The organism is Aeromonas sp. MR19, from assembly GCF_963899305.1.
In the GTDB taxonomy this organism is placed as follows: Bacteria; Pseudomonadota; Gammaproteobacteria; order Enterobacterales; family Aeromonadaceae; genus Aeromonas; species Aeromonas bestiarum.
The window spans coordinates 97,459-122,906 of record NZ_CAWQWZ010000050.1; the positions used below are offsets into that span (position 1 = coordinate 97,459).

20 protein-coding genes are annotated in these 25,448 nt (G+C 60.3%); 18 read left to right on the forward strand and 2 right to left on the reverse strand.

All coding sequences use genetic code 11. The features are described from left to right. Positions 1 to 15: 15 nt before the first annotated feature. Both glnD and map read right to left on the reverse strand, forming a co-directional pair. Entirely contained in the window at positions 16 to 2,703 is a 2,688-nt protein-coding gene (gene glnD / locus AACQ95_RS17650) for a bifunctional uridylyltransferase/uridylyl-removing protein GlnD (protein ID WP_241279206.1), read from the reverse strand. Positions 2,704 to 2,767: 64 nt separating this feature from the next. Beyond that, positions 2,768 to 3,556 carry a type I methionyl aminopeptidase gene (map, locus tag AACQ95_RS17655; RefSeq protein ID WP_241279207.1) on the reverse strand — a complete coding sequence of 263 codons (789 nt, stop codon included), beginning with the start codon at positions 3,554 to 3,556 and terminating at the stop codon, positions 2,768 to 2,770. A 362-nt stretch (positions 3,557 to 3,918) separates the two neighbouring features. On the opposite strand from map, the gene rpsB reads away from it, so the two are divergent. The 18 genes from rpsB (at position 3,919) to cadC (ending at position 25,390) form a co-directional block, all read left to right on the forward strand. Beyond that, entirely contained in the window at positions 3,919 to 4,647 is a 729-nt protein-coding gene (rpsB, locus tag AACQ95_RS17660; protein WP_042867194.1) for a 30S ribosomal protein S2, read from the forward strand. A gap of 104 nt (positions 4,648 to 4,751) precedes the next feature. Beyond that, on the forward strand, positions 4,752 to 5,633 hold the full coding sequence (tsf, locus tag AACQ95_RS17665) for a translation elongation factor Ts (RefSeq protein WP_042038148.1): 882 nt from the start codon (positions 4,752 to 4,754) through the stop codon (positions 5,631 to 5,633). Between the two features lie 71 nt (positions 5,634 to 5,704). Then, entirely contained in the window at positions 5,705 to 6,439 is a 735-nt protein-coding gene (pyrH, locus tag AACQ95_RS17670; RefSeq protein WP_042038153.1) for a UMP kinase, read from the forward strand. A gap of 102 nt (positions 6,440 to 6,541) precedes the next feature. Further along, positions 6,542 to 7,099, forward strand: coding sequence for a ribosome recycling factor (gene frr, locus AACQ95_RS17675; RefSeq protein ID WP_043134480.1), 558 nt, complete (start codon positions 6,542 to 6,544; stop codon positions 7,097 to 7,099). Positions 7,100 to 7,171: 72 nt separating this feature from the next. Further along, a complete protein-coding gene (gene uppS / locus AACQ95_RS17680) occupies positions 7,172 to 7,948 on the forward strand; it encodes a polyprenyl diphosphate synthase (RefSeq protein ID WP_098984764.1) in 777 nt (258 codons plus the stop codon). A 26-nt stretch (positions 7,949 to 7,974) separates the two neighbouring features. Continuing rightward, a complete protein-coding gene (locus AACQ95_RS17685; RefSeq protein WP_241279208.1) occupies positions 7,975 to 8,832 on the forward strand; it encodes a phosphatidate cytidylyltransferase in 858 nt (285 codons plus the stop codon). 197 nt (positions 8,833 to 9,029) lie between these two features. Continuing rightward, positions 9,030 to 10,223, forward strand: a complete 1,194-nt coding sequence (gene ispC / locus AACQ95_RS17690; RefSeq protein WP_098984762.1) for a 1-deoxy-D-xylulose-5-phosphate reductoisomerase — start codon at positions 9,030 to 9,032, stop codon at positions 10,221 to 10,223. A gap of 171 nt (positions 10,224 to 10,394) precedes the next feature. After that, positions 10,395 to 11,747, forward strand: coding sequence for a sigma E protease regulator RseP (gene rseP, locus AACQ95_RS17695; protein WP_241279209.1), 1,353 nt, complete (start codon positions 10,395 to 10,397; stop codon positions 11,745 to 11,747). Positions 11,748 to 11,781: 34 nt separating this feature from the next. Beyond that, complete coding sequence (bamA, locus tag AACQ95_RS17700) at positions 11,782 to 14,205, forward strand: outer membrane protein assembly factor BamA (RefSeq protein WP_043134488.1); 2,424 nt, start codon at positions 11,782 to 11,784, stop codon at positions 14,203 to 14,205. Between the two features lie 148 nt (positions 14,206 to 14,353). Further along, on the forward strand, positions 14,354 to 14,866 hold the full coding sequence (locus AACQ95_RS17705) for an OmpH family outer membrane protein (protein WP_042867201.1): 513 nt from the start codon (positions 14,354 to 14,356) through the stop codon (positions 14,864 to 14,866). 3 nt (positions 14,867 to 14,869) lie between these two features. Next, positions 14,870 to 15,889 carry a UDP-3-O-(3-hydroxymyristoyl)glucosamine N-acyltransferase gene (gene lpxD / locus AACQ95_RS17710; protein WP_241279210.1) on the forward strand — a complete coding sequence of 340 codons (1,020 nt, stop codon included), beginning with the start codon at positions 14,870 to 14,872 and terminating at the stop codon, positions 15,887 to 15,889. Between the two features lie 24 nt (positions 15,890 to 15,913). Further along, positions 15,914 to 16,375 carry a 3-hydroxyacyl-ACP dehydratase FabZ gene (gene fabZ / locus AACQ95_RS17715; protein WP_042038166.1) on the forward strand — a complete coding sequence of 154 codons (462 nt, stop codon included), beginning with the start codon at positions 15,914 to 15,916 and terminating at the stop codon, positions 16,373 to 16,375. Between the two features lie 5 nt (positions 16,376 to 16,380). Continuing rightward, a complete protein-coding gene (gene lpxA, locus AACQ95_RS17720) occupies positions 16,381 to 17,172 on the forward strand; it encodes an acyl-ACP--UDP-N-acetylglucosamine O-acyltransferase (protein WP_241279211.1) in 792 nt (263 codons plus the stop codon). Beyond that, positions 17,165 to 18,304 (forward strand): lipid-A-disaccharide synthase, encoded by a 1,140-nt coding sequence (gene lpxB / locus AACQ95_RS17725; RefSeq protein WP_241279212.1) that lies wholly within the window; start codon positions 17,165 to 17,167, stop codon positions 18,302 to 18,304. The genes lpxA and lpxB overlap by 8 nt, the downstream gene beginning before the upstream one ends. A gap of 81 nt (positions 18,305 to 18,385) precedes the next feature. Beyond that, a complete protein-coding gene (gene rnhB / locus AACQ95_RS17730; RefSeq protein ID WP_156994823.1) occupies positions 18,386 to 18,976 on the forward strand; it encodes a ribonuclease HII in 591 nt (196 codons plus the stop codon). 62 nt (positions 18,977 to 19,038) lie between these two features. Further along, complete coding sequence (gene dnaE / locus AACQ95_RS17735; protein ID WP_241279284.1) at positions 19,039 to 22,518, forward strand: DNA polymerase III subunit alpha; 3,480 nt, start codon at positions 19,039 to 19,041, stop codon at positions 22,516 to 22,518. A gap of 16 nt (positions 22,519 to 22,534) precedes the next feature. Beyond that, positions 22,535 to 23,485 (forward strand): acetyl-CoA carboxylase carboxyl transferase subunit alpha, encoded by a 951-nt coding sequence (gene accA / locus AACQ95_RS17740; RefSeq protein WP_241279213.1) that lies wholly within the window; start codon positions 22,535 to 22,537, stop codon positions 23,483 to 23,485. A 360-nt stretch (positions 23,486 to 23,845) separates the two neighbouring features. Next, positions 23,846 to 25,390: a lysine decarboxylation/transport transcriptional activator CadC gene (gene cadC / locus AACQ95_RS17745; protein ID WP_241279214.1), complete on the forward strand. Its 1,545-nt coding sequence runs from the start codon at positions 23,846 to 23,848 to the stop codon at positions 25,388 to 25,390. The last annotated feature ends 58 nt before the right edge of the window (positions 25,391 to 25,448 follow it).

A 25,448-nucleotide genomic window follows, 5' to 3' on the forward strand; every position in this document is an offset into this window, starting at 1 on the left:
GTTCTGCTTGATAAATCAGGATGATGAAAGGCGCCTTGTGAGGCCTTTCGCCGGCTTGTCGCTGCCCTCCTCGTCGGCCGACTCCTGGGGATTGAGCTGATTTACCAGCCGCTCTTCCAGCGCGAGCTGCTCGTCCTGGGTCAAGGGTTCGCCCGCGAGAGTGGTGAGACTGAAGAAGTCCTCCACCCGCTCGCCTATGGTGGTGATCTTGGCGGCATGGAGCGACAGGCCGCACTGCTGGAACACGGCACCGATGCGGGCCAGCAGGCCAGGGGTATCCAGCGCCGTCAGCTCCAGCAGGGTGTGGCGGGTCTCCCCCTTGTGGGGCAAAAACACCGCACGGGTTGGTACGCTGAACTGGCGGTGGCGCCGTGACAGCGGCTTGTTGCGCAGCACCAGCTTGCCCGGCTCCTGCAAGGCCTTCTCCAGCGCCTTCTTGATGGTGGCGGTGCGGTTGGGGCTGATGGGCTCGCCGCTCGGCTCCAGCACCACGAAGGTATCCAGCACATAGTCGCTGCGCGAATTCATGATCTGGGCATCGTGGATGTTGAGGTTCTTCTGATCCAGCGCCGAGGCCACGGTGGCGAACAGATTCGGGGTGTCGCGGCAGTAGATGAACACCTCGCTGCCCCCCCGGGTCGGATGCTTGCCGATGATCACCAGCGGGGCCGGGTTGTCGCCATGCTCGATGATCTTGCGACAGTGCCAGGCGATCTGCTCCGGGCTGTGGCGCAGGAAGTAGTCGGCCTTGAAGTCGCTCCACAGCTGGTTGATGGCCTCTTCCGGTACGTCCCGCTGAGCCAGGATCTGCTTGGCCTGGCGCTGGTTCTCGCGAATGCGCAGCCGCATGTCGGGCGGGTTTTCCAGCCCCTGGCGCAGCGCCTTCTGGGTGGCGAAGTAGAGTTCGCGCAGCAGTGTGCCTTTCCAGTCGTTCCAGAGGGTGTCGTTGGTGGCGCAGATGTCGGCCACCGTCAGGCAGTAGATAAGGTCGAGATGCTGCTCGTCTCGCACCTTCTGGGCAAAGTCGGTGACCACTTCGGGGTCGTAGATGTCGCGGCGCTGGGCGGTGACCGACATCAGCAGGTGGTGGCGCACCAGCCAGGCGACCAGCCGGCTCTCGTAGCGATCCAGACCGTGCAACTGACAAAACTCCAGTGCATCGACGGCGCCGAGTTCGGAGTGATCCCCGCGCCGGCCCTTTGCGATGTCGTGAAACAGGGCGGCGATGCTGAGCAGCTCCGGCTTGCGCAGCCGGGTGAACACCTCGTGACAGAGCGGGTGGGTCTGGCGGCTGGCCGGATTGGGAAACTGGTGGATGTTCTTGAGCAGCCGGTGGGTGTGCTCATCGACCGTGTAGGCGTGAAACATGTCGAACTGCATCTGGCCGACGATGAGGTTCCACTGGGGCAAATAGGCCGCGAGGATGCCGTATTTGTGCATCAGGGAGAGCGGCTGGCCTATGCCGTTGGGATGGCGCAGCAGCGCCATGAACAGGCGCCGGCACTCGGGCAGGTCCTGCAGCCAGCAGTTGAGCTTGCGGCGCGCCTCGCGCAGCTGGCGCAGGGTGGCGGAGTGGATGCCGGCAATCTCGGGATGCTGGGCTATCTGGTAGAAGAGCCGCAGTATGGCGGCGGGCTCGCGGCCAAACAGCTCGGAATCCACCGCATCGATGAGGCGACCCCGCAGCTGGAATTCGTCGGAGAGGCGGCGCACGTCCATGGCGGTGTTGCCGAGAATAGCCTCGTCAAACAGCTGCAGCAGCATCTCGTTGAGCTCCGAGACCCGCCGCACCGTCTGATAGAAGCGTTTCATCATCTGCTCGACCGGGCTGTTGCCGTCCCCCTCGAACCCCAGCATCTGGGCCACGGTGCGCTGGCGGTCGAACAGCAGCCGGTTGTCGCCCTTGTTGATGGCCATGTGCAGGGCGAAGCGCACCTTCCACAGGAAATTCTGGCAGTCGAGCAGCTCGCGGTATTCGGCCCGGTTGAGAAAGCCGTGGCTGGTCATCTCGAACAAGGTGGTGGCGCCGAAGTGGCGGCGGGCGACCCAGGCCAGGGTCTGGATGTCCCGCAGTCCGCCCGGATTGCTCTTGAGATCCGGCTCCAGCTTGTAGGCGGTCCCCTGAAATTGCTGATGGCGCAGGGCCTGCTCTTCGCGCTTGGCCTGGAAGAACTGCTCGCTCGGCCAGAAGAGCTGGGGGCCGGTCGCCTCCTTGAGTTGCTGGAAACCCGCCTGGCGGCCGGTGATATAGCGCGCCTCGATCAGGTTGGTGGCGACCGTGATGTCGGCGCGGCCCTGCTCTATGCATTCGGCCACGTTGCGTACCGCCTGGCCCACCTCCAGCTTGAGATCCCACAGCAAGGTGATGAACTCGCCGATGCGCAGCCCCAGCACCTCGTCCAGCTCTTCTCCTTCATAGAGGATCAGCAGGTCTATGTCGGAGTGGGGGTGCAGCTCGCCCCGGCCATAACCGCCCACCGCGATCAGGGTGAGCGCCGTCTTGTCGAAGCCGAACTTCTGCCACAGCCGGGTCAGCAGCTCATCCATGTATTCGGAGCGGGTGGCCACCAGTTCTATGATGTTGTCACCGGCATCGAAACGGGCGTGCAGCCAGCCGAGAAAACGGCTCAGATACTCTTTGCAGTTCTCGCGGGTGAGCTGATCGTCGGGTAACAGATGGGGGGAAAGCAGGCTGGCATCCATGGCATCTCACACTCTCGGTCTGGCCGGATAAAGATCAACCCCGGCGTGTGGCCGGGGCTGAATGTCAAACGTGGCGGATAATGCGGTCGATGGTGTCATCGGGGCGCAGGGTGAGCACCTCGCAGCCATCCTCGGTCACCAGCAGGGTGTGTTCCCACTGGGCTGAGTCGCCGCCATCCTTGGTGGTCACGGTCCAGCCATCTTTCGGGTTGATGCGGCAGTGATACTTCTTGCTGTTGACCATGGGCTCTATGGTGAAGCACATGCCCGGCTTGAGCTCCTGCTTGCCGCCGTTGCGGTAGTGCAGGATCTGCGGTTCCTCGTGGAATTCGCTGCCGATGCCGTGGCCACAGTAGTCGCGTACCACCGAGAAGCCGGCCTTCTCGACGATGGGCTGGATCAGGGCGCCAATCTCTGTGATGCACATGCCTGGGCGCACCTGTTTGATGGCGGCGTACAGGCTCTCCTGGGCAACCTTGCACAGCTGGCGACGCAGCGGTGTGGTCTCACCCACGATGAACATGGCGGAGGTGTCGCCGTGGTAGCCATCCTTGATGACTGTGATGTCCAGGTTGATGATGTCCCCTTCCCGCAATTTCTTGTGGTTGGGGATGCCGTGACAGATGACGTCGTTCACCGAGGTACAGATGGACTTGGGGAAGCCGTGGTAGTTGAGCGGGGCCGGGATCGCCTGCTGCACGTCGACGATATAGTCGTGGCACAGGGTGTTCAGCTCGTCTGTGGTGACGCCTGCCTTGACGTGGGGGGCTATCATGATCAGCACATCGGCGGCCAGCTGGCCGGCAACGCGCATCTTTTCAATCTCTTCCGGTGTCTTGATTTTAATGGACATGGGATCTCTCTTGGGGCCTGACTGCGCATCCTGTCGATGCCCAACAATCAGGTAATGAAAAATAGATGCGTTTGCAATCAGGCCAAAATTTTATCCCCAACCCCCGTTTACTTCCAGTGTGATTGTCATCACAACGTCAAATCCTCTGCCCGGCATCCACTACAGGGATCCATTTTTAGCACCCCGGCCGGTGGTGTCCTGACCAAAGTTATGGTATAAAGCGCGCCGGAATGGGGAACTTGCGTCCGCATTTCATCACCCTTACTCAATAACACACACACATCGACACCTGTACCGGGGTGCCCCTTTGGGGTCGGTTACATGGGATGTGTGGAGGCCTAACCCCAATACAGAGGTATAAAATGGCTAAAGTTTCTATGCGCGACATGCTGCAAGCCGGCGTTCACTTCGGTCACCAGACTCGTTACTGGAACCCGAAAATGAAGTCCTACATCTTCGGTGCCCGCAGCAAGGTTCACATCATCAACTTGGAAAAAACCGTTCCGATGTTTGACGATGCCATGAACTTCATCAGCTCCGTAGCTGCCAAGAAAGGCAAGGTACTGTTCGTAGGTACCAAGCGTGCCGCGTCTGAAGCCGTAAAAGATGCCGCTGATCGTTGCGACCAGTTCTATGTCAACCACCGCTGGTTGGGTGGCATGCTGACCAACTGGAAAACCGTTCGTCAGTCCATCAAGCGCCTGAAAGATCTGGAAACCCAGAGCCAGGACGGTACCTTCGAAAAGCTGACCAAGAAAGAGGCGCTGATGCGTACTCGCGAAATGGACAAGCTGGAGAAGAGCCTGGGTGGTATCAAGAACATGGGCGGCCTGCCTGACGTGCTGTTCGTTGTCGATGCCGACCACGAGCACATCGCTATCAAAGAAGCCAACAACCTGGGTATCCCGGTAGTTTCCATCGTTGATACCAACTCCAACCCGGACGGCGTTGATTACGTCATCCCGGGTAACGACGATGCTATCCGTGCCGTACAGCTGTATCTGAATGCTGCTGCTGACACCGTACTGGAAGCTCGCGCTCAGGACATCGTTGTTCAAGCCGAACAAGATGGCTTCGTTGAAGCTGAGTAATTGATAAGGACTGAAAAGCCCTTATTAACCAAGCTGATGTAATTGGTTAGCAGGGGCCCTTGTGGCCCCTGTTTCTTGTCAATTCAAGACCGAGGATACTGGACATGGCTAACGTTACTGCCGCCCTGGTAAAAGAACTGCGCGAGCGCACCGCCGCTGGCATGATGGATTGCAAAAAAGCACTGGAAGAAGCTGCTGGTGATATCGAGCTGGCAATCGAGAACATGCGCAAATCCGGTCAGGCCAAAGCCGCCAAGAAAGCAGGCCGTATCGCTGCTGAAGGCGTGATTTTCGCCCGTACCGAAGGCAACATTGCTGCCATGATCGAGCTGAACAGCGAAACCGACTTCGTCGCCAAAGATGCCAGCTTCATGGCAATGGGCCAGAAGATCGCCGATATCGCCGCGACCCAGAAAATTGCTGACGTCGACGCCCTGAAAGCGACCGATTTCGGCAACGGTGAGTCCATCGAGCTGACCATCACCAACCTGATCGCCAAGATCGGTGAGAACATGAACCTGCGTCGCGTGATGCTGGTTGAAGGTGACAACCTGGGCACCTACGTTCACGGTTCCCGCATTGGTGTTATCACCAAGCTGACCGGTGGTTCCGCCGAGCTGGCCAAAGATCTGGCCATGCACGTTGCAGCCAACAGCCCGCAATTCGTCAAGCCTGAAGACGTGTCTGCTGAAGTCGTTGCCAAAGAGCGCGAAATTCAGATCGACATCGCCATCAACTCCGGCAAGCCGAAAGAGATCGCCGAGAAGATGGTTGAAGGCCGCATGAAGAAGTTCACCGGTGAGGTTTCCCTGACTGGTCAGCCGTTCGTGAAGGATCCTTCCATGACGGTTGCCGAGCTGCTGAAGAAAGAAGGCGCTGACGTTGTCTCCTTCACCCGTTTCGAAGTGGGCGAAGGCATCGAGAAGCAAGAGACCGATTTCGCTGCTGAAGTGGCAGCCCAAATCGCGGCCGCTCAGAAGGCCTAACCGAACCGGTTTTTCCGTTTCCCCAGACCGCGACTTATGTCGCGGTCTTTATATGACCAGGAATCAGTGACATGAGTACCAATCCCAAGCCTGCATACAGACGTGTTCTTCTGAAGTTGAGTGGTGAAGCCCTGCAAGGATCCGAGGGTTTTGGCATTGATCCGGCGGTGCTGGAGCGGATGGCCCAAGAGATCAAAGAACTGGTTGAGCTGGGTGTTCAGGTCGGTCTGGTCATCGGTGGCGGCAACCTGTTCCGTGGTGCCGGTCTTGCCAAAGCGGGCATGAACCGCGTGGTGGGCGACCACATGGGTATGCTGGCCACCGTGATGAACGGTCTGGCCATGCGTGATGCCCTGCATCGTGCTTATGTGAATGCCCGTCTGATGTCTGCCATCTCCCTGCAGGGCGTCTGCGATTCCTATAGCTGGGCCGAGGCCATCAGCCAGCTGCGCGCCGGCAAGGTAGTGATCTTCTCTGCCGGTACCGGCAACCCCTTCTTTACCACCGACTCCGCGGCCTGCCTGCGCGGGATCGAGATCGAAGCCGACGTGGTGCTGAAAGCCACCAAGGTCGATGGCGTATTCACGGATGATCCGGTCAAGAACCCGGATGCCGTGCTGTACCATGAATTGAGTTATGATGAAGTTCTTGAAAAAGAACTCAAAGTGATGGATCTTGCTGCTTTTACTCTGGCCCGTGACCATGATCTGCCGATCCGCGTGTTCAACATGAACAAACCGGGTGCGCTGCGTCGGGTTATCATGGGTGAGCCGGAAGGCACCCTGATCCACCACATCGGCAAGTAAGACAAGAGATCAGGCTGGAAGGCGCTCTTATTCATTACGCCAGCAAATAAATATGATAGACACGAGCCGCGTGGCGGCTCGTTCGCCAAAAGGAAAACCACTGTGATCAACGAGATTAAAAACGACGCCAAGGACCGCATGGCCAAGAGCGTAGAGTCGCTCAAGACCCAGATGTCCAAGATCCGTACCGGCCGTGCTCACCCGAGCCTGCTCGACGGTATCCAGGTTGAGTATTACGGTGCTGCCACTCCTCTGAAACAGTTGGCCAACGTGGTGGCAGAAGATGCTCGTACCCTGTCCATCTCCATTTTTGACCGCTCCATGATCCAGGCGGTAGAGAAGGCAATCCTGACCTCAGATCTGGGCCTGAACCCGTCCAGCAACGGCCAGACCCTGCGCGTGCCGTTGCCGCCGCTGACCGAAGAGCGTCGCCGCGATCTGACCAAGATCGTCCGTGCCGAAGCCGAAGGTGCCCGTGTGGCCGTGCGCAACATCCGTCGCGATGCCAACGCCGACTTCAAAGCGCTGCTCAAGGACAAAGAGATCTCCGAAGACGACGACCGTCGTGCCCAGGAAGAGATCCAGAAACTCACCGATGCCTTCATCAAGCTGGTGGATGACGCCCTGGCCGCGAAGGAAAAGGAGCTAATGGAAATCTAAGCCTCTGACAGGTATATTACGAGCGCCGTGTAGTGCCCCTGCACGGCGCTTTTGTCTTTGTGGGAGAAATGAATGTCGCTTTTGGCAGCGTTAGGTGATTGTGCCAACTCGTCCTTGCCTCGTCATGTGGCCATCATCATGGATGGCAACGGACGCTGGGCTCAGAACCGTGGCAAGATGCGGGTCTATGGTCACAAGGCGGGCGTGAAGTCCGTTCGTGAGGCGGTGACCTTTGCCGCGCGCGCCAAGATAGAGGCGTTGACCCTGTTTGCCTTCTCCAGTGAGAACTGGCGGCGGCCGGAAGGGGAGGTCAGTGCCCTGATGGAGCTGTTCCTGACTGTGCTGGGCCGTGAGGTCAAGAAACTGCACAGCAACGGGATCCGGCTCAAGGTGATCGGTGATACCGCCCGCTTCAGTGAACGCTTGCAGGCCAAGATCGCCAAGGCTGAGGCCCTGACCGCCGACAACCAGGGGCTGACCCTCAATATTGCCGCCAATTACGGTGGTCAGTGGGATATCGCCCAGGCGGCCCGTAAACTGGCCCGTGCCGTGGCGGCGGGCGAGCTGGACGCCGATGCCATTGATGAGTCCCTGCTGGCCGGGCAAGTCTGCATGGCCGACCTGCCCCCCGTGGATCTGTTGATCCGGACCGGTGGCGATCATCGCATCAGCAATTTTGTGTTATGGCAGCTCGCCTATGCCGAGCTCTATTTTACCCCGGTATTGTGGCCCGATTTCAACGAGGCCGAGTTCAGTGAGGCCGTTGCCTCTTTCGTTGCCCGCGAGCGTCGCTTCGGGTGTACGGGTGAACAGATACGGGAATTGATCGCCGAGCATCAGACCGGCTAAACCCCCTCCCAAGAGAGAGGTTTCTTTTGCTAAAACAACGAATTATTACCGCATTGCTACTGGTTCCCCTGGTGTTGGGGGCGCTATTTTTTCTGCCGTTGAAATTCTTTGCCCTGTTGGCAGCCCTGGTGTTTCTGTTGGCCAGCCGCGAGTGGAGCGGCTTCGTCTCTGCCCAGCCGCAGCAATGGCTGCCGCTGGTGTTCTGTATGCTGCTCGGTGCCAGCCTGTTCTGGCTACCGGTCGAGCAGCTGTGGACCCCGCACTTGCATCCGCTGGTGATGGGCGTGCTCTGGACCGCGGTCAGCTGGTGGCTGCTGGGGCTGCTGCTGGTATTGCGTTATCCCCAGAGCGCCAAGCTGTGGAAAGAGTCCATCTGGCTCAAGTCCCTGTTCGGTCTGGTGACCCTGGTGCCCTTCTTCTGGTCGCTGGTGGCCATCCGTGGTTACAACTTCTATCACGACCCCATGATGGGGGCCTGGATCCTGTTGTTCGTCATGGGGCTGGTCTGGGCGGCAGATTCTGGCGCGTACTTTTTCGGCAAGGCCTTTGGCAAACACAAGCTGGCGCCGGCCGTCAGCCCGGGTAAAACCATCGAAGGCATGGTTGGCGGCCTGTTTACCGCCAGCCTGCTGGCCGTTGCCGTGACCTGGTTCATGGGCTTCGTGCCCGCCAAGATGGCCATAGTGCTGTTCTGCTCCCTGCTGGCTGTGCTGGCGTCCGTGCTCGGCGATCTGACCGAGAGCATGTTCAAGCGGGAGGCGGGCATCAAGGATTCCGGCACCCTGCTGCCCGGTCATGGCGGTATTCTCGACCGGATAGACAGCCTGACCGCCGCCCTGCCGGTATTCCTGCTCAGCTACCTGTTGCTCAGCCAGGAATTCTGATGCCTCGCTCGCTGATGATCCCGGGAGCATCCGGCTCCGTCAGTCTGTTACTCGTTCAGGAGTCTTGATGCATAGTCTGATGATCTTGAAGGCTTTCGGCTCCATTCATTCGTTAGCAAGTCGGGAGTCTTGATGCATAGTCTGATGATCTTGAAGGCTTTCGGCTCCATCCATTCGTTAGCAAGTCGGGAGTGTTGATGCATAACCTGGTGATCCTGGGAGCTTCCGGCTCCATCGGTCAGAGCACCCTCAAGGTACTGCGGCAGAATCCGGGCCGTTGGCAAGTTCTGGCGCTGACGGCGTCCCGCAGCGTGGATGCCATGCTGCGCGACTGTCTCGAATTCTCCCCCCGCTTCGCCGTCATGGTGGATGAAGACGCGGCCGCCATGCTGGCAGGCCGGCTCAAGGCCCATGGCAGTGTGACCCGGGTACTGTCCGGTCAGGCCGCCCTGTGCGAGGTGGCAGCCCATCCCGATGTTCACAGCGTGATGGCGGCCATCGTCGGTGCCGCGGGCCTGGCTCCCACCATGGCCGCGGTGCGTGCCGGCAAGCGCATCCTGCTGGCCAACAAGGAGGCGCTGGTGATGTCCGGCGCTTTCTTCATGGAGGCGGTGCGCGAGCATGGCGCCGAGCTGCTGCCCATCGACAGCGAGCACAACGCGATTTTCCAGTGTCTGCCCGAAGTCATTCAGCGTCAGCCCGGCTTCTGCGATCTGGCGGGAGCCGGCATCAGCAAGATACTGCTGACCGGCTCCGGCGGCCCGTTCCGCTACACCGACATTCAGGAACTGGCGCGGGTCACGCCGGCCCAGGCCATCGCCCACCCGAACTGGTCCATGGGGGCCAAGATCTCGGTGGATTCCGCCACCATGATCAACAAGGGGCTGGAGTACATAGAGGCGCGCTGGTTGTTCAATGCTGCGCCCGAGCAGATCCAGGTGGTGATCCATCCCCAGTCCGTCATCCACTCCATGGTGCAGTACAAGGACGGCTCGGTGCTGGCCCAGCTTGGCAACCCGGACATGTGCACCCCCATAGCCCATGCCCTGGCCTATCCGGCTCGTGTTGAGTCTGGGGTGGAACCTTTGGATTTCTTCAGTGTCGGAGAATTCAGCTTTATCCGGCCCGATTATGAGCGTTATCCCTGCCTGGCACTGGCCATGAACGCCTGCCAGCAGGGGCAGGCGGCGACCACGGCGCTCAATGCCGCCAACGAGGAGGCCGTTGCGGCTTTCCTTGCAGAGCGGATCGGTTTTATGGATATTGCCAGAGTCAATGAGGCCATCATGGCGGCGCTGGGTAGTTCCGCCGTGGGCTCACTGGATGATTTGATTGCGCTGGATGGTGCGGCCCGTGCCCGTGCTCACAATTTGATTGAGGAGCTTAGCTGATGAGTGGTATTTCGTGGCATTGTGCTGCCTTCATCCTTGCCTTCGGGTATCGGACCATGCATGAAATCGAGGTGGCTGACTGATGAGTGCTGTGCTGTGGAATGACAAACATGCCTTGATGACTGCCTCCTTCGATTGTTCGAATGGGTATGATATCGAGGTGATCGGCTGATGGGCGGCGTGTTGTGGAACATAGGTGCCTTTATCGTCGCCCTCGGGCTGCTGGTGGCGGTTCATGAATTCGGCCACTTCTGGGTGGCCCGTCGCTGTGGCGTCAAGGTCGAGCGCTTCTCCATCGGTTTTGGCAAGGCCATCTGGCGCCGGGTCGGCAAGGATGGCACCGAGTATGTGCTGGCGCTGATCCCGCTCGGCGGCTACGTCAAGATGCTCGATGGCCGGGTCGATGAGCTCAAACCCGGTGATGAGCAGCATGCCTTCAACCACAAGAGTGTCTGGGCACGCATGGCCATAGTGGCGGCGGGCCCCATGGCGAACTTCGTGTTTGCCCTGTTTGCCCTCTGGCTGATGTTCATGATCGGCGTTCCTGCCGTCAAACCCGTGGTGGGGGAGGTGCGCCCCGCTTCCATAGTGGCGGCGGCCGGGATCGAACCCGGCATGGAGATCGTCGGTGTCGGCGACAAGGCGACCGGTGACTGGGAGAGCGTGACCTATGCCCTCATCAGCCACTTGGGCGATGATGCCGTGCAGCTCAAGCTGAAGCCAGCCAACACCAGCTATGCGGTGGACAAGACTCTGCAGCTTGCCGGCTGGCAGTTCGATCCGGACAAGGAGTCACCCATCGGCAGCCTGGGGATAGTGCCCCTCGGCGGCAAGGTGCTGCCCGTGGTCGAGGCCATAGTGCCCAAGAGTGCCAGCGAGAAGGCCGGCATTCTGGTCGGTGATCGCATCAAGCGGGTGGGCGAGCAGGAGGTCACCGAGTGGGCCCAGTTCGTGCTCCTGGTGCAGCAGTCTCCGGAGCAGCCACTGCAGCTGGTGGTGGAGCGGGCGGGCAGCGAACTGACCCTGACCCTGACCCCGGATGTGAAAAAAGTGCGGGGCCAGCTGGTTGGTTTTGTCGGCCTGTCACCGCAACTGGTTCCATTACCGGATGAGTATCGAATTCTGTTACAGTATGGGCCTTTGCAAGCCCTGTGGCAGGGAGCCCAGAAGACCTGGAGCCTGACCACACTGACCTTTGACATGATTGGCAAGCTGATTGGTGGCATCGTCTCGCTGGATAATCTGAGCGGCCCCATCTCCATTGCCAAGGGCGCAGGCAGCAGTGCCGATTACGGTCTGGTCTATTTCCTCGGCTTTCTGGCGCTGATCAGCGTCAACCTGGGGATCATCAACCTGTTTCCCCTGCCGGTGCTGGATGGTGGCCATCTGGTCTACTTCCTCATCGAGGCGGTCACCGGCAAGCCGGTATCAGAAAAAATTCAGGAAGTGGGTTTCAGGATCGGCGCCGCCATTCTGATGTTACTGATGGGCATTGCGCTGTTTAATGATTTCGCTCGCCTCTGAGGCCAGAGCATCAACAAGGACACATAAGAACAAAATGGCTGTTAAAAAAGCATTGGTGTTGAGTTGCCTGCTGGGTGCCAGTTTCCTGGCCCAGGCGGCCCCTGCCTCTTTTGTGGTGCAAGATATCCAGGTCGACGGCTTGCAGCGAGTGACGCTGGGTGCCGCCCTGTTGAACCTGCCGATCCGGGTTGGCGATACCGTCGATTCCGTGACCCTGGCCAACGCCATCAAGAAGCTCTACTCCTCCGGCAACTTCGAGGACGTGAAGGTTTACCGTGACGGTCAGGTGCTGCAAGTGGCGGTCAAGGAGCGGCCGACCATCTCCAGCATCGAGTTTTCAGGCAACAAGGATATCAAGGAAGAGCAGCTGACCCAGAGCCTGGAGTCCTCGGGCATCCGGGTGGGTGATCCCCTGGATCGCACCGTACTGAGCTCCCTCGAGAAGGGTCTGGAAGATTTCTACTACGGCGTGGGCAAATACTCCGCCAGGGTCAAGGCCATCGTCACCCCGCTGCCGCGCAACCGGGTCGACCTCAAGTTCACCTTCGTGGAAGGGGAAGCGGCCAAGATCCAGCAGATCAACATAGTCGGCAACAACGTCTTCCCGGAAGAGAAACTGCTGGCCCAGCTCTCCCTCAAGGACGATGTGCCCTGGTGGAACTTCACCGGCGATCAGCGTTACCAGAAGCAGAAACTGGCCGGTGACATCGAGACCCTGCGCTCCTACTACATGGACCGCGGCTACATCCGTTTCGCCCAGGAGTCGACCCAGGTCTCCATGACCCCGGACAAGAAGGGCGTCTACGTGACCCTGAACGTCAAGGAAGGGGATCAGTACAAGGTCTCCGGCGTTCAGCTCAAGGGCGACATGATAGATCGTGGCGGCGAGATGAAGGGCCTGATCCCCATCGAAGCCGGCAGCATCTACTCCGCCAGCCAGGTCACCCATACCGAAGAGGTGCTCTCCAAGTTCCTCGGCCGTTACGGCTACGCCTACCCGAAAGTGGTCACCTTCCCCCAGGTCAATGACAAGACCAAGGAAGTGGAGCTGATCGTCAACATAGAGCCGGGTCCCCGTGTCTATGTGCGCAACATCAACTTCAGCGGCAACGTCACCACCAAGGATGAAGTGCTGCGTCGCGAGATGCGTCAGATGGAAGGCACCTGGCTCTCCTCCGACAGCGTCGAGCAGTCCAAGACCCGTCTCAACCGCCTCGGCTTCTTCGAAACCGCGGAAGTGGACACCAAACGGGTGCCGGGCAGCGATGACCAGGTCGATCTCGACTTCAAGGTCAAGGAGCAGCCAGCGGGCTCCATCAACGCCGGCGTGGGCTATGGTACCGAATCGGGCCTGAGCCTGCAGGCGGGCCTGCAGCAGGACAACTTCATGGGGACCGGCAAGAAGATCGGCATCTCCGCCAGCACCAACAAGTACTCCAAGAGCGTCGACCTCAGCTACAACGATCCCTACTTCACCGTGGACGGAGTCAGCCTGGGTGGTCGTCTCTACTACAACCAGTTCAGTGCGGCCGACGCCAACATAGTCGACTACGAGAACACCACAGTCGGCTTCCGCCTCTCCAGTGGTTTCCCGGTCAACGAGAACAACCGCCTCGACTTCAGCCTCGGCCTTGAGAACAACAAGCTGTCCCAGCCCAACCCCTATCTGCAGGTGGATGAGTTCTGGAAGGTGTACAGCAAGAACAAGGATGGCGACAACCGCATGGTGTTCAACACCGTCGACGTCACCGCCGGCTGGACCCGTTCCACCCTCAACAAGGGCATGTTCCCGACTGCGGGTGACCGCCAGCGTGTGAACGCCAAGGTGACAGTGCCGGGCATGGATCTGCAGTATTTCAAGCTGAACGCCGAAGACGCGCACTACTTCCCGTTCGATGCGGATCACAAATGGGTACTGATGGCCAAGGCTCGCGCCTCCTACGGCAACGGTTACGGCAGCAACGGCAACTATGACCACGTACTGCCGTTCTTCGAGAACTACTTCGCCGGTGGTTTCGATACCCTGCGCGGCTTCAAGAGCAATACAGTGGGTCCGAAGGCGCTCTACTACTACAACCTGAGCGGCAACGACGTCATCCAGGGCACCGACAGCTCTGTGGGCGGCAACGCCCTGGCGGTGGCATCCCTCGAGATGATAGTGCCGACGCCGTTCGCGTCAGAGACCTATCAGCCCCAGCTGCGTACCAGCTTCTTCATCGACGCAGGTTCGGTATGGGATACCACCTTCGACTATGCCCAGTACCAGAACCGCTGCTTCAGTGGTTGCAACTATCTGAGCGACTATTCGGATCCGACCAACTACCGCGCCTCGGCCGGTCTGTCGCTGCAATGGCTCTCCCCCATGGGACCCCTGGTGTTCGCGATTGCCCGTCCGCTCAAGCAGTACGAGGGCGATCGCACCGAGTTCTTCTCATTCAACATCGGCCGCACCTTCTAAGGACGGACGCACCCCCACCCAGGCGGTGGGGGTATTCAATGATGGGACGCGCAGCTTGCGTGCCTCACCAGGTAACAAGTCGGTCCGGGTACCACTTGCATAATCAGGTAAATCAGGTAGCCCTCACATGAGGGAACAAGGAGTAAGTGTGAATAAAGCGTTGAAAGTAGCTGGTTTGAGTTTTGCACTGATGGCTGCCGGCATGGGCTCCGCCTTGGCCGAGACCAAGATCGCCGTGGTCGACATGGGCGAAGTATTCCAAAAGCTGCCCCAGCGTGAAGCAGTCTCCAAGAAGCTGAAAGGTGAATTCGAGCCGCGCATGCGTGAGCTGCAGAAGCTGGAATCCGACGGTCAGGCGCTGGTCGAGAAGTTCAAGAAGGATGAAGCCTTCATGAGCGCCGAGCAGAAGAAGCAGAACCAGGAGAAACTGGCCAAGCTGCAGATGGAGTTCAACCAGAAGCGTCAGGCGTTCGAACAGGACAACGGTCGCCGTCAGTCCGAAGAGCGCGGCAAGATCCTGACCAAGGTACAGGCTGCCATCGATTCCATCGCCAAGAGCAATGGTTATGATCTGGTGCTGGAGCGCAATGCCGCCCCGTATGCCGCCAGCAAGCTGGACATCTCTGCCCAGGTTATTTCTCAGGTAAGCAAGAGCAACTAATTGATGGCATTCACTCTCGCACAGCTGGCCCAGCAACTGGGGGCCCAGGTCCATGGCGACGGAACCCTGGAAATCCGCAAGGTAGCGACACTGGAAAAGGCCGGGAAGGGGGATATCACCTTCCTGTCCAATAAAAAGTACCGGCATTATCTGGAGCAGAGCGAGGCCACGGCCGTGCTCATTACAGAAGCGGATTTGCCTTTTTGTCCCACCAATGCCCTGGTGATCAAAGACCCCTATGTGGGGTTCGCCCGGGTAGCCCAACTGCTGGACACCACGCCGCAACCGGCCACGGATATCCATCCGAGCGCCGTCATCGCGGCCGACGTGCAACTGGGCGAGAGAGTGGCCATCGGGGCCAATGCGGTGATCGAATCCGGCGTCGTGCTGGGGGATGACGTGCGCATAGGTCCAGGCTGTTTTGTTGGCAAGAATACCCGACTGGGAGCTCGCTCCCGGTTGTGGGCCAACGTCACCCTGTATCACAACATCACCATGGGCACCGACTGTCTGGTTCAAGCCGGCACAGTGATCGGCGCCGATGGGTTCGGTTATGCCAACGAGCGTGGCGAGTGGATCAAGATCCCCCAGCTCGGTGGCGTGACCATAGGCAACCGGGTCGAGATCGGAGCCTGCACCACCATAGACCGGGGTGCGCTGGAAGATACCCGCATCGCGGATAACGTCATCATCGACAACCAGTGCCAGATCGCCCACAACGTCGAGATCGGTTACGGCACCGCCGTGGCCGGTGCGACCGTGATGGCTGGTAGTCTCAAGGTCGGCAAATACTGTATCATTGGCGGCGCCTCCGTCTTTAACGGGCACATGGAGATCTGCGATCAGGCCACCATTACCGGCATGGCCATGGTGATGCGACCCATTACCGAGCCCGGTGTCTACTCTTCCGGCATCCCCCTGCAAACCAATAAAGAGTGGCGCAAGACCGCCGCCCGGGTGATGCGTATCGAAGAGATGCACAAGCGGTTGAGCAAGCTTGAGAAGAAGCTGGATCAAGAATAATCACGATTGGTATAGGGTACTGTTTTGACTACTGAAAAGAAGAGCCTGGGTATCCAGGAAATCATGGATCTGCTGCCCCACCGTTATCCCTTCCTGATGGTGGACAAGGTGGAAAGCTACGAGATCAGCGACGAGCGCAAGACCCTGCGCGCCATCAAGAACGTCTCGTTCAACGAGCCGATCTTCCAGGGGCACTTCCCGGCCAAGCCGGTGTTCCCTGGCGTACTGATCCTGGAAGCCATGGCGCAGGCCACCGGTATCCTGGCGTTCACCATGGTGGGCAAGCCGTCCCCCAACGAACTCTATTACTTTGCCTCAATCGATAACGCTCGTTTCAAGCGTCCGGTCGGCCCCGGCGATCAGCTGGTGCTCGACGTGGTGTTCCTGAAAGAGCGTCGCGGTATCGCCAAGTTCACCGGTGTCGCCACCGTCGATGGTGAAGTGGTCTGTACCGCCGAGCTGATGTGCGCCAAACGCGAGGTTTAATACACGTGATCGACCAGACTGCCATCATTCACGATACCGCCATCGTCCATGAGTCTGCCGTGATCGGTAAAGGGGCTGAAATCGGCCCCTTTTCTGTCATCGGCGCCGAGGTTGAAATCGGCGAAAACACCTGGATAGGCTCCCATGTGGTGATCAAGGGCCCGACCAAGATAGGTCGCGGCAACAAGATCTTCCAGCACACCTCCATAGGTGAGGATTGCCAGGACAAGAAGTACGCCGGCGAGCGCACCTTCCTCGAGATTGGCGACAACAACGTCTTTCGCGAGAACTGCACAGTGCACCGCGGCACCATCCAGGATCAGTCCCTGACCAGGGTGGGCAGCGGCAACCTGTTCATGGTCAACGTGCACGTGGCCCATGACTGCATCATCGGTGACAACTGCATCTTCGCCAACAACGCGACCCTGGCGGGCCACGTGGTGATCGGCGATTTCGTGATCTTTGGCGGTCTCTCCGCGATCCACCAGTTTGGTCGGGTCGGCTCCCACGCCTTCGTCGGTGGCTGCGCCGCCCTCAACAAGGATGTGCCGCCCTACGTGATGGCGGCCGGCAACTATGCCAAGCCGTTCGGGGTCAACTCCGAAGGCCTGCGTCGTCGCGGCTATAGCCCTGAGGCCATCTCGGCCGTCAAGCGTGCCTACAAGGAGATCTTCCGCTCCGGCAAGACCATCGAAGAGGTATTGCCCGTACTGATCGAGATGGCGGCCAGCGAACCGGCCGTTCAGCTCTACGTGGATTTCCTCAAGGATAACGAGCGCGGGATCATCCGTGCCTGATCCCGTTCGCATCGGTATCGTCGCCGGAGAGACCTCCGGCGACATCCTGGCCGCCGGGCTGGTGCGTGAACTGCAGCGCCGCTATCCGGACGCGCAGTTTGAAGGGATCGCCGGGCCGCGGATGCAGGCTCTGGGCGTCAAGGCCCTGTTCGAGATGGAAGAGCTTTCCGTCATGGGGATCACAGAGGTGCTTGGCCGTCTGCCCCGCATCCTCAAGGTCCGCCGCGAACTGCTGCGCCATTTTATCGCCAATCCGCCCGACATCTTCGTCGGGGTGGATGCACCGGATTTCAATATCGGGGTGGAGCTGAAACTGCGCCGCGCCGGTATCAAGACGGTTCACTACGTCAGCCCCTCGGTCTGGGCCTGGCGTCAGAACCGCATTCACAAGATCAAGGCCGCCACCGACATGGTGCTCGCCTTCCTGCCGTTCGAGAAAGCCTTCTACGACCGTTTCGATGCCCCTTGCCGCTTTGTTGGCCACACCATGGCGGACGATATTCCGCTGGTGCCGGATCAGGCCGCGGTGCGCCAGGCGCTGGGCATTGACCCGGGCCGGCGCTGGCTGGCGGTGCTGCCGGGCAGTCGCAGCGCCGAGGTGGGCTTCATGTCACCGGTATTTCTCGAGGCCTGCAAGCGGCTGACGGTGCGTTACCCGGATCTCGGCTTCATAGTGCCGCTGGTCAACGACAAACGGCGCGAGCAGTTCATGGCCATCAAGGCCGAGCTGGCGCCGGATCTCGACATGGTGCTGCTGGAGGGGCAGGGGCGCGAGGCGATGATAGCCGCCGATGCCGTGCTGCTCGCCTCCGGTACCGCCGCGCTGGAAGCCATGCTGGTGAAAAAGCCCATGGTGGTGGGTTACAAGCTCAAACCCTTCAGTTACTGGCTGGCCCAGCGGCTGGTGAAGACCGCCTATGTGTCCCTGCCCAACCTGCTGGCCGACCAGATGCTGGTGCCCGAGCTTATCCAGCACGAGTGCACCCCGGACAATCTGGTGGAAGAGGTCAGCAAGCTGCTGGAACACGACAACCGCGAGCTCATCGCCACCTTCACCCGGCTGCACCAGCGCATTCGCTGCAACGCCGATGTGCAGGCCGCCGATGCGGTGGCCGACCTGCTCGGCAGATAATATTTCCGGGCGGCCGATTGGGCTGTGCTAATCGACCCCATGTCAGGCCCTGCGGGGCCTGTTTTGATTCAAGGCTGCAAGATGATGATCGATATTCCCGAAGACAGGCTGGTTGCCGGTGTGGACGAGGTGGGGCGTGGCCCCTTGGTGGGTGACGTGGTCACGGCCGCCGTGATCCTGGATCCCGCCAACCCCATTGTCGGGCTGGCAGACTCCAAGAAGCTCTCCGAGAAGAAACGGCTGGCGCTGTTTGACGAGATCAAGGCCAAGGCGCTGGCCTGGGCCATAGGTCGTGCCACGCCCGAGGAGATAGACGAGCTCAACATACTGCACGCCACCATGCTGGCGATGCAGCGCGCCGTGGCGGGCTTGTCCATCACCCCAGATCTGGTCTTTATCGATGGCAACCGCTGCCCAAGCTTGCCGATGGAGGCGCGCGCCGTGGTCAAGGGGGATAGCCTGGTGGCCGCCATCAGCGCCGCCTCGATTCTGGCCAAGGTGACCCGCGACGCGGAGATGACCGAGCTGGACAGCCGTCATCCCGAGTATGGTTTCGCCCGTCACAAGGGCTATCCGACCCCTGAGCACCTTGCCATCCTTGCCGAGCGCGGCCCCCTGCCCGAGTATCGGCAGAGTTTCAAACCGGTGCGCCGTGCACTGGGGATCGAGTAAACCATGCAGAGCTGCCGGCATCACGACATGCACGCCACTCTGTGCAACGAGAGGGTATGACGATGGCTGAACCCCGTTTTATCCACCTGCGGGTCCACTCCGACTTCTCCATGGTCGATGGCCTGCAGAAGATTGCCCCCATAGTCGGGGCGGCAGCGGCCAACAACATGCCGGCGCTGGCGCTGACCGACCAGATGAACATGTGCGGCCTGGTGCGCTTCTATGGCGCCGCCCACGGCAAGGGCATCAAGCCCATCGTCGGGGCCGACTTCTGGGTGCAGAGCGAGGAACTCGGTGACGAGCAGTTCCGCCTCACTCTGCTGGCCATGGACAACGACGGCTACCAGAACATCACGCTGCTCATCTCCCGCGGCTATCAGCGTGGCCACGTGCAGGGGCGCCCGGTCATCGACCGGGCCTGGCTCGCCGATCACGCCAAGGGCGTGATAGTGCTTTCGGGCGGGCGTGAGGGGGATGTGGGCAAGTTCCTGCTCAAGGGCAACCGGCAGATGACGGAGTCGTGCCTCGCCTTCTACCGGACCCACTTCCCCGACGCCTACTACCTGGATCTGCTGCGCACCGGCCGACCCGACGAAGAGGTCTATCTGCACATGGCGGTGGCCATCGCCACCGAGTTCGCGCTGCCGGTGGTGGCGACCAACGAGGTGGTGTTCCTCAACGCCGAAGACTTCGACGCCCACGAGATCCGGGTTGCCATCCACGATGGCTACACCCTGATGGACAAGCGTCGCCCGCGCCGTTACAGCCCGCAGCAGTACCTGCGCAGCCAGGAGGAGATGGCCGAGCTGTTTGCCGACATCCCGGAGGCGCTGGAGAACACTGTGGAGATCGCCAAGCGCTGCAACGTGACTGTGCGGCTGGGTGAATACTTTCTGCCGAACTTCCCGACCGGCGACATGACCACCGAAGACTTCCTGGTAATGAAGTCCAAGGAGGGTCTGGAGGACAGGCTCGCCTTCCTGTTCCCTGATCCCGAGGTTCGCGTCGCCAAGCGCGGCGAGTACGACGAGCGCCTCGACATAGAGCTCAAGGTGATCAACCAGATGGGCTTCCCGGGTTACTTCCTCATAGTGATGGAGTTTATCCAGTGGTCCAAGGACAACGGCATCCCCGTCGGGCCGGGCCGGGGCTCGGGGGCAGGCTCGCTCGTGGCCTATGCGCTCAAGATCACCGATCTCGATCCGCTGGAATTTGACCTGCTGTTCGAACGCTTCCTCAACCCCGAGCGGGTCTCCATGCCCGACTTCGACGTCGACTTCTGCATGGACAGACGGGACGAGGTGATAGAGCACGTCTCCGAGATGTATGGCCGGGATGCGGTGTCGCAGATCATCACCTTCGGCAGCATGGCGGCCAAGGCGGTGGTGCGGGACGTGGGCCGGGTGCTTGGCCACGCCTATGGCTTTGTCGATCGCATCTCCAAGCTGATACCGCCGGATCCGGGCATGACGCTCGCCAAGGCGTTCGAGGCCGAGCCCAAGCTGCCCGAGCTCTACGAGCAGGACGAGGAGGTCAAGGACCTCATCGACATGGCGCGCCGGCTGGAAGGGGTGGTGCGCAACGCCGGCAAGCACGCCGGTGGCGTGGTGATAGCGCCCACCAAGATCACCGACTTCGCGCCGCTCTATTGCGATGACTCCGGCAATCACCCTGTCACCCAGTTCGACAAGAACGACGTGGAATACGCCGGCTTGGTGAAGTTCGACTTCCTGGGGCTGCGCACCCTGACCATCATCGACTGGGCGCTCGGCATGATAAACCCGCGCCTGGCCAAGGAGGGCAAGCCGCCGGTCGACATCGCCGCCATCCCGATCCACGACAAGAAGTCGTTCGATCTGCTGCAGCGGTTCGAGACCACGGCGGTATTCCAGCTCGAATCCCGCGGCATGAAGGACCTCATCAAACGGCTGCAGCCTGACTGCTTCGAGGACATGATAGCCCTGGTGGCCCTGTTCCGGCCGGGCCCGCTCCAGTCGGGTATGGTGGACAACTTCATCGAGCGCAAGCACGGCAAGGAGGCCATCTCCTACCCGGACGAGAAGTGGCAGCACGAGAGCCTCAAGCCAATCCTTGAGCCTACCTACGGCATCATCCTCTATCAGGAGCAGGTGATGCAGATAGCCCAGGTGCTGGCGGGCTATACGCTCGGTGGGGCGGACATGCTGCGCCGGGCCATGGGCAAGAAGAACCCGGCCGAGATGGCCAAGCAGCGCTCCGGCTTCGAGGAAGGCGCCGTCAAGAACGGCGTCGACGGCGAACTGGCGGTGAAGATCTTCGATCTGGTGGAGAAGTTTGCGGGCTACGGCTTCAACAAATCCCACTCCGCCGCCTATGCGCTGGTCTCCTATCAGACGCTCTGGCTCAAGACCCACTTCCCGGCCGAGTTCATGGCGGCGGTCATGACCGCCGACATGGACAACACCGACAAGATAGTGACCCTGGTGGACGAGTGCCAGCGGATGGGGCTCACCGTCATACCGCCGGACGTGAATACAGGTCGTTACCGCTTCAGCGTCAACGAAGATGGCCACATCGTCTACGGTATCGGGGCCGTGAAGGGGGTGGGGGAAGGCCCCATCGACGCCATTCTCAGCGCCCGGGATCAGGATGGGCCCTTCCGCGATCTGTTCGACTTCTGCAACCGGGTCGACATCAAGAAGATCAACAAGCGGGTGATGGAAAAGCTCGTTCTCTCCGGCGCCATGGACAGGCTCGGCCCGCACCGCGCCGCCCTGATGGCGACGCTGGAGGAGGCGATGCGCGCCGCCGAGCAGCACGCCAAGGCGCAGGCGGTAGGCCAGGTCGACATGTTTGGGGTCCTGACCCAGGAGATTGACGACGTCAAGAAAGCGTTCGCCAACGTGCCGCACTGGCCTGACAAGATCTGGCTGGAAGGGGAGCGCGAGACGCTCGGCCTGTACCTGACCGGCCACCCCATCAACCAGTACAGCGGCGAATTGCGTCGCTACACCTCGGGTCGCCTGTGCGATCTGCACCCCACCTCCCGCGATACCGTGACCACGGCGGCGGGGCTGGTGATCGCGGCCCGCAGCATGGTGACCAAGCGCGGCAACAAGATGGGGATCTTCACCCTGGACGACAGATCCGGCCGTCTGGATGTGACCTTGTTCAGTGAGGCGCTGGAAAAATATGAAGAATTGATGCAAAAAGACCGTATTTTGGTGGTTTCTGGACAGGTCAGCTTTGATGACTTCTCCGGTGGCCTTAAAATGTCGGCCCGTGAATTACTGGATATCAACGATGCGAGGGAGCGTTTTGCCAGGGCAATCCGCATCTCCCTCGATGAACAGCGGATTGATGATCGCTTTTTCCCGCGTTTGTGCGAGATTTTGGAACCCGCCCGTGCCGGAGTCTGTCCGGTTCAGGTAAACTATCGTCGCCCCGGCTCCCGGGTGCGATTGACGCTCGGTACCGAGTGGCGGGTGACGCCCACCGATCAACTGATAGATGACTTGCGAGTCCTGCTTGGACGAGAGCGGGTTGAATTGGTTTTTGATTAGAGGATCTATAGGCCCTATGAGTCTTTTTCTGGATTTTGAACAGCCAATTGCCGAGTTGCAGGCGCAGATTGATGAACTCCGTCATGTGAGTGAGCACAACAGTGCTGTCGATCTCAATGAAGACATTCGCCGGCTGGAGAAGAAAAACGAAGAGCTGACCAAGAAGATCTTCGGCGATCTGGGGGCCTGGCAGGTATCCCAGATGGCGCGTCATCCTCAGCGTCCTTACACCCTCGATTATATCGAGCACATCTTCACCGATTTCGACGAGCTGGCTGGCGATCGCGCCTATGCGGATGACAAGGCCATCGTCGGCGGCATCGCCCGTCTCGACGGCGAGCCCGTGATGATCATCGGTCACCAGAAGGGTCGCGAGACCAAGGAGAAGATCAAGCGCAACTTCGGCATGCCGCGCCCGGAAGGGTACCGCAAGGCCCTGCGCCTGATGGAGATGGCCGAGCGCTTCAAGATGCCGATCATCACCTTCATCGACACCCCGGGTGCCTACCCTGGCGTAGGTGCCGAGGAGCGTGGCCAGTCCGAGGCCATCGCCCGCAACCTGAAGGTCATGGCCGGTCTGACCGTGCCGGTGGTCTGCACCGTCATCGGTGAAGGTGGCTCGGGCGGCGCCCTGGCCATAGGCGTCGGGGATCGCGTCAACATGCTGCAGTACTCCACCTACTCCGTCATCTCGCCGGAAGGGTGTGCTTCCATCCTGTGGAAGAGCGCCGACAAGGCGCCGGTCGCGGCCGATGCCATGGGCATCACGGCCCAGCGCCTGAAGGAGCTGAAACTCATCGACAACATAGTCGAGGAGCCGCTCGGTGGCGCTCACCGCGATGTGGAGAAGATGGCCAAGGGCCTCAAGGCTCGCATCAAGCAGGATCTGAACGCCTTGCGTCCGCTCGAGACCGATCAGCTGCTGGAGCAGCGCTACCAGCGCCTGATGGGCTACGGCTACTGCTAAGCACCGGCTTCATTCCGACATGCCAGAAGGCCCCCGCATTGCGGGGGCCTTCTTTTTTGGTCCGGGATAAATACTCTTCATATGGATACCAGTTGGCACGATGTTTGCCGAAAACCCCCGTGTCGGATCAACTGAGCGGCGGTTAGTGGCCAAAAAAAGTGGGATCCCGCTCCCGTTTTGCTTAAAGTGACAGCTTCCGATCGGCCCGATTGGAATACCCGCAAGGATGCCCTTCAGACGTAAACTGGATTGACCCTCAGGCATGTTCACTGTTTCGGCGACACTGTTTTCCCGGTTCCGCCTGCCTCTGGTCTTGCGTCACTCTCATCGTGCATCGTCTTCATCTGCAGCGAGTGAATCATGAGCGAATCGGTTTTTGAGATCCATGACTGGACCCTGAGCGTTGACGACAACATGCTGTGTCGCCCCGATCGCGAGGTCTACCTCGAGCCCAGGCTGGTCAATCTGTTGCGGTTTCTGGCGAGCAATGCCGGCACAGTGTTCGCTCGCGACTCCCTGATCAACGAGGTGTGGGACGGGGCCGAAGTGACCGATCAGGTGGTCACCCAGTCCATCTTCGAGCTGCGCAAGATCCTCAAAGATGGTCGCTTTGATGCAACCGACTACATCATCACAGTGCCCAAGCGTGGCTACAAGCTGGTGGCGCCGGTACGGCCATTGCAACCTTTGCAGGTGGTTTCCGTGGTGATGGCGGATGCCCGGTCAGCTCCGACGGCCAACTCGACCCTCTCCGACCTGAGCCCGCCTGCCGATGACGAGGATGAGGAAGCGATCAGTGGTGTGGCCCCCTTCCCGGCCGGTCCCCTGACCCGCGCCATCTCGACCCGGGCCCAGGACGGCCGCAGCCGCTGGAAGATGATCAGTTTCGACATCTTCGTGGCCGTCATCCTGGTCACCATCGTCAGCCTGCTCAGCTACCAGCACACCAGTCCCCAGGTGCACTCGATGCTGGATCCAAACCTGCTGGTGTTTCGCTTTCACTCCGGCATGGAGGGTGACAACGAGAACGTGCGCCTGGCCGACGGCATCACCCGTGCCCTGATGGGAGAGGTGGCGGCCGCCACGCCGCTGCGGGTGCAGTACGGCGCCAATACCCTGATGGGGGGCATATTGCCCGGCAAGGAGCTGAGCGTACGGGTTTCCCGTCAGCCCGGCGGCACCTATCTGGATCTGGAATACCGCAACATCAACACCAACCGTGTGCTGTTCAGCCACCAGTATCAGCTCAGTCGCCACAACGTCCATGCCGTGCTGCAGGCGAGCAGCCAGGATCTGCTGCGCGCCCTCGATCAGCCGGACGCCTTGCCCGGGATGGGCTGGCCCACCGACGATGCCGCCCTGATGGCCATGATGGAGGCGCACTACTACACCAACAGCCAGGATACGGTGGCGCTCAAGCGCGGCATCGATCTGCTCGACAAGTCCCTCGCAAGCCAACCGGATCAGCCGCTGCTGCTGGCGGAGCGCTATCTGGCGGGGGAGGCGCTGGCAACCCTGGCCGGTCAGTCCGAGAGTGAGCGGTTGCAGGGGATAGGCACCCATCTGGCCAGTCTGGTGCAGGACGGCGGCCTGCTGCCGGCGCGGGTATGGGAGGCGCTGACCCTGCAGGCCATACTGGACGGTCAGCAGCAGCAGGCGAATCGCCTGCTGGCGCAGGCAGCCAGCCGGGGCCGCTCAGTGCTCTATCACATACTGCTCGGCAAGCTGGCTGAGCTGGATGGCCGCCCCGAGGCGGCGGGGGATGCCTACAGTCAGGCCTTCCTGATGGAGGCGACCGAGCAGACCTATCTGCTCTGCCAGCGACTCGGTTTTTACAGCAACATGGAAACCCTGACTCCCGCCCTGTTCAACGCGCTGGGTCAGAGCAAGGTGAAGCTGTTCTGAGGCGTGGCAACATGCCGCTTCGCTGATCGCAGAGGTTGCGCTCAGCCAGACAGGTTGC